The organism is Streptomyces sp. NPDC007162, from assembly GCF_040634175.1.
Lineage (GTDB): Bacteria > Actinomycetota > Actinomycetes > Streptomycetales > Streptomycetaceae > Streptomyces.
On sequence record NZ_JBEYFC010000579.1, the window covers coordinates 1 to 5,087 of the forward strand.

3 protein-coding genes and 1 pseudogene are annotated in these 5,087 nt (G+C 72.3%); all 4 read left to right on the forward strand.

Features of this window, described 5'->3' with window-relative positions; genetic code table 11:
* Window positions 1-92: 92 nt before the first annotated feature.
* A pseudogene (locus tag ABZ646_RS39645) lies at window positions 93-233 on the forward strand (fumarate hydratase C-terminal domain-containing protein); the annotation flags it as partial.
* 186 nt (window positions 234-419) lie between these two features.
* Window positions 420-1,805, forward strand: a complete 1,386-nt coding sequence (locus ABZ646_RS39650) for a class II fumarate hydratase (protein WP_360530508.1) — start codon at window positions 420-422, stop codon at window positions 1,803-1,805.
* Between the two features lie 84 nt (window positions 1,806-1,889).
* Window positions 1,890-2,603, forward strand: coding sequence for a DUF402 domain-containing protein (locus ABZ646_RS39655; RefSeq protein WP_360530511.1), 714 nt, complete (start codon window positions 1,890-1,892; stop codon window positions 2,601-2,603).
* A gap of 318 nt (window positions 2,604-2,921) precedes the next feature.
* Window positions 2,922-5,000, forward strand: coding sequence for a SpoIIE family protein phosphatase (locus tag ABZ646_RS39660; RefSeq protein WP_360530514.1), 2,079 nt, complete (start codon window positions 2,922-2,924; stop codon window positions 4,998-5,000).
* Window positions 5,001-5,087 lie beyond the last annotated feature (87 nt).

The window sequence follows — 5,087 nt, forward strand, 5'->3', positions numbered from 1 at the left end:
AGCATGTGGCTTAATTCGACGCAACGCGAAGAACCTTACCAAGGCTTGACATACACCGGAAAACTCTGGAGACAGGGTCCCCCTTGTGGTCGGTGGAGGCGGTCTGGAAGATCGAGGTCGAGGACTTCCCGGCGTTCATCGTGGTGGACGACAAGGGCAACGACTTCTTCCAGGACCCGGCCCCCGCGCCGACGTTCACGACGATTCCGGTGCGGGGGCCCGGGCTGGCGTAATCAGTACCGTCGGACGAACAGGTCGAACGACTGCTTCCAGGACCCGGCACCGCAGCCGACGTTCACCAGCGTCCCCGTGCGGGCCCGGGTCTGGCCTGATCCCGCGCGGCGCGCCCGTCCCTGGTCCGTACGGGGGCGGGTGGCGCCGATCCGGAACATCCCCGCGGTCCCGATCGCTATACGGGTATGAGCGACTACCGCATCGAGCACGACTCCATGGGCGAGGTCCGGGTCCCCGCCGAAGCCAAGTGGCGGGCCCAGACCCAGCGCGCCGTCGAGAACTTCCCGATCTCCGGGCAGCGGATCGAGCGCGCGCACATCGAGGCGCTCGCCCGTGTCAAGGGCGCCGCGGCGAAGGTGAACGCACGGCTCGGGGTGCTCGACCAGGACGTGGCCGAGGCGATCCAGGAGGCGGCCGCGGAGGTCGCCCGCGGGGACTGGGACGAGCAGTTCCCCGTCGACGTCTTCCAGACGGGCTCCGGCACCTCGTCCAACATGAACACCAACGAGGTCGTCGCCACGCTGGCGAGCGAGCGGCTCGGCCGGGACGTCCACCCCAACGACCACGTCAACGCCTCGCAGTCCTCCAACGACGTCTTCCCGTCGTCGATCCACATCGCCGCCACCGCCGCCGTCACCCGGGACCTGATCCCGGCCCTCGAACACCTCGCCGACTCCCTCGGTAGGAAGTCCGAGGAGTTCGCCGAGGTCGTGAAGTCCGGGCGTACGCACCTGATGGACGCCACGCCGGTGACGCTCGGGCAGGAGTTCGGCGGGTACGCCGCGCAGGTGCGGTACGGCGTCGAGCGGCTGCGCGCCTCGCTGCCCCGGCTCGCGGAACTCCCGCTCGGCGGGACCGCGGTCGGCACCGGGATCAACACCCCGCCCGGGTTCTCCGCCGCCGTGATCGAGGAGGTCGCCCGGGTGACCGGGCTGCCGTTCACCGAGGCCCGCGACCACTTCGAGGCGCAGGGCGCGCGGGACGGGATCGTCGAGACCAGCGGGCAGCTGCGGACCGTAGCGGTCGGCCTGACGAAGATCGCCAACGATCTGCGGTGGATGGCCTCCGGGCCGCGCACCGGGCTCGCCGAGATCGCGCTGCCCGATCTCCAGCCGGGGTCCTCGATCATGCCGGGGAAGGTCAACCCGGTCGTCCCCGAAGCCGTGTTGATGGTGTCGGCCCAGGTCATCGGGAACGACCAGACCATCGCGTTCGCCGGTGCGGCGGGCAACTTCGAGCTCAACGTGATGCTTCCGGTCATCGCGAAGAACGTGCTGGAGTCGGTGCGGCTGCTCGCCAACGTGGCGCGGCTGCTGGCCGACCGGACGGTGGACGGCATCACCGCGAACCGGGACCGGGCACGGGAGTACGCCGAGTCGTCGCCGTCCGTGGTGACGCCGCTCAACAGGTACATCGGGTACGAGGAGGCGGCCAAGGTCGCCAAGAAGGCGCTGGCGGAGCGGAAGACGATCCGTCAGGTGGTGCTGGAGGGCGGCTATGTCGAGAAGGGCGATCTGACGGTCGAGCAGTTGGACGAGGCACTGGATGTCCTGCGGATGACACGCCCGTAACCGGGTACGAACGTTTCACGCCGCCCGGTGAGAACCGTGACGTCCACCGCAGCGTCGTATGCCTGTGGCACCTAATATCTGTGCATGGCAGACGGTGGAGCGGTGAGACGCGTGAGGCGCGGGGAAACGGGTGGCGCGACCGGGAACGGGAGCGGTTTCTGGACGCCCGGGAGTCAGATCCTGTGGCGGTACCGGGAGAACGCCGGGGACGGCTTCCACATCGCGCGCCCCGTCACCGTCGTGCGGGACGACGCGGAGCTGCTGGCGGTGTGGCTGGCGCCCGGCACGGAGTGCGTCAAGCCCGTGTTCGCCGACGGCTCCGCGGTGCGCGAGGAGCCGCTGGAGTCCCGGTACACCAAGCCGCGGACCGTGGGACACGGCCACTGGCTGGGCACCGGGGTGCTGAAGCTGGCCAGGCCCGGTGACCCCTGGTCGGTGTGGCTGTTCTGGGAGCCGGGCTGGCACTTCAAGAACTGGTACGTCAACCTTGAGCAGCCGCTGGCCCGTTGGGACGGCGGGGTGGACTCGGAGGACTACTTTCTGGACATCGCGGTGCACCCCGACCGCAGTTGGGAGTGGCTCGACGAGGACGAGTTCGCGCAGGCCCAGCAGGACGGGCTGATGGACGCGGCGAAGGCCGCGGCGGCGCGGGCCGCGGGCCGGTCCGCGGTCGAGGCGGTACGGTCCTGGCAGGCACCGTTCTCGGACGGCTGGCAGCACTGGCGGCCGGACCCCGCCTGGGCGGTTCCGTCGCTGCCGGAGGACTGGGACCGCACGCCCGCGCACGTGTCCTCATGAGACCCTTGATGCGCCCCCGGTCCACAACCGTAGGATCGTCCTCCGCAAGGGCGCGTCGAGTTCACGCGTCGTGCGCAACTCCCGGGCGGTGTTCCGGGCTTGACCGAACGTCACCGAGGGGCGGCAGGACGTGAGCGAGGGGTACGAGGGCAGCACGGGCGAACGGCGCGCCGGCCCGGGACCGTTCGCCGGTGGCAGGGCAACAGCCTCCAGCCACGCCGGAAATCCGTTCCTGGGGCAGCTGATCCGGGTATCGGACTTTCGGCGGGACCACCTGCGCGCCCGGCGCGCAGCCCCGGACGGACGGATGCGACACGCGTGACGGAGCAGCCCACCTCTTACGAGCGCCCCCAGCCGGGCGCCGACCCCGCTCAGGCCCGCGGGGCGCTCCTGCGTTCCCCGCAGCCCCAGGCGCAGGCACAGCCCCATCCGCTCGGCGGCACCGCGTTATCCGCGCAGGCCCGCCCGGGCGAGACGCCCTCCGGCCCCGGTACCAGCACGTCCAAGGAGCACTCCGTCAACGGCCCCGAGCACGCCCAGCCCACCAGCGCTGAGCCCGATCCGCACCGGCCGCGCCCCACCGAGGGCATCCCGCCCCAGCCGGGCACGGAGCAGGAACGGGCCGCGGGCCCCCAGGAGCGTCGCAGCGGACGCGGGCTGCCGCCCGGCCGGCCGATGCCGATGCGGCGGGACGGCGACCGGCTGCGTTTCGTGGGCGCCGCGACCCGCCGGATCGCCCGGGGCATCGACCTCGACGAGATCGTGATGGGGCTGTGCCGGGCGACCGTGCCGACCTTCTCGGACGCGATCCTGGTCTATCTGCGCGACCCGCTGCCGGTCGGCGACGAACGGCCCACCGGTGCGGTGGTGCTGCGGCTGCGCCGCACCGACCGGATCCCGGAGGAGCGGGACACCGAGGGCGGTTTCCCGCAACTCCCCGTCCCGGAGCCGGATCCCGCCGACGTCGGGCTGGCCGAGCTCACCGCCGAGCTGTGCGAGGTACGGCCGGGCGGTGCCCTGAACGAGGTACTACGGGGCGTGCGACCGGTTTTCGCGGACTCCCCCGCCGCGCGCTCGGCCCTGCCCGAACTCCTCGGCGAGGGCAACGAGTCGCTCGTCCCCGGCGCCCAGCGGGCGATCCTGGCCCCGCTGCGCGGCCGCCGCCGGGTGATCGGCGCGGCCCTGTTCCTGCGCCGTCCGGAGCGGCTCGCGTTCGAGGCCGACGATCTGCTGGTCGCCGCCCAGCTGGCCACGCACACCGCGCTCGGCATCGACAAGGCGGTGCTGTACGGCCGGGAGGCCTACATCGCCGACGAGTTGCAGCGGACCATGCTGCCCGAGCACCTGCCGAGCGCGACGGGGGTGCGGCTGGCGTCCCGCTATCTGCCGGCGGCCGAGACCGCGCGGGTGGGCGGTGACTGGTACGACGCGATCCCGCTGCCCGGCAGCCGGGTCGCCCTGGTCGTCGGCGACGTGATGGGCCACTCCATGACGTCGGCGGCCATCATGGGCCAGCTGCGGACCACCGCGCAGACCCTCGCGGGCCTGGACCTGCCCCCGCAGGAGGTCCTGCACCACCTCGACGAGCAGGCCCAGCGGCTCGGCAGCGACCGCATGGCGACCTGCCTGTACGCCGTCTACGACCCGGTCTCGCACCGCATCACCATCGCCAACGCCGGGCATCCGCCGCCGGTGCTGCTGCATCTGGGCGGCCGGGCCGAGGTGCTGCGGGTGCCGCCGGGGGCGCCGATCGGGGTCGGCGGGGTCGACTTCGAGGCGGTGGAGCTGGACGCGCCCGCCGGGGCGACGCTGCTGCTGTACACCGACGGTCTGGTGGAGTCCCGGCTGCGGGACGTGTGGACCGGGATAGAGCAGCTGCGGGAGAAGCTCGCCGCGACCGCGCAGCTGACGGGTCCTGATCATCCGCCGCCGCTGGAGGCCCTGTGCGACGAGGTGCTCGACATGCTGGGGCCGGGTGACCGTGACGACGACATCGCGCTGCTCGCCGCCCGGTTCGACGGGATCGCGCCGAGCGACGTGGCGTTCTGGTTCCTGGAGCCGGAGGACGCGGCGCCCGGCCGGGCCCGGCGGCTCGCGCGCCGGGCGCTGGACCGCTGGGGGCTGGAGGAACTGTCCGACTCCGTCGAGCTGCTGGTCAGCGAGGTGGTCACCAACGCGGTGCGGTACGCCTCGCGGCCGGTGACCTTGCGGTTGCTGCGGACGGACGTGCTGCGCTGCGAAGTCGGCGACGACGTGCCGCAGTTGCCGCGGCTGCGGCAGGCCCGGGCGACGGACGAGGGCGGCCGGGGGCTGTACCTCGTCAACAGACTGGCCAGACGGTGGGGAGCGACGCGGCTCAGTACCGGGAAGGTCGTCTGGTTCGAGCTGAACCGGTGACGCCGTAGGGGCAACCCCCAGCTCCTGGGGGTTGAAGGACTGGAAGACCATGCCGACGTCGGCCCGCAGCCGGGCCAGCTCCCTGCA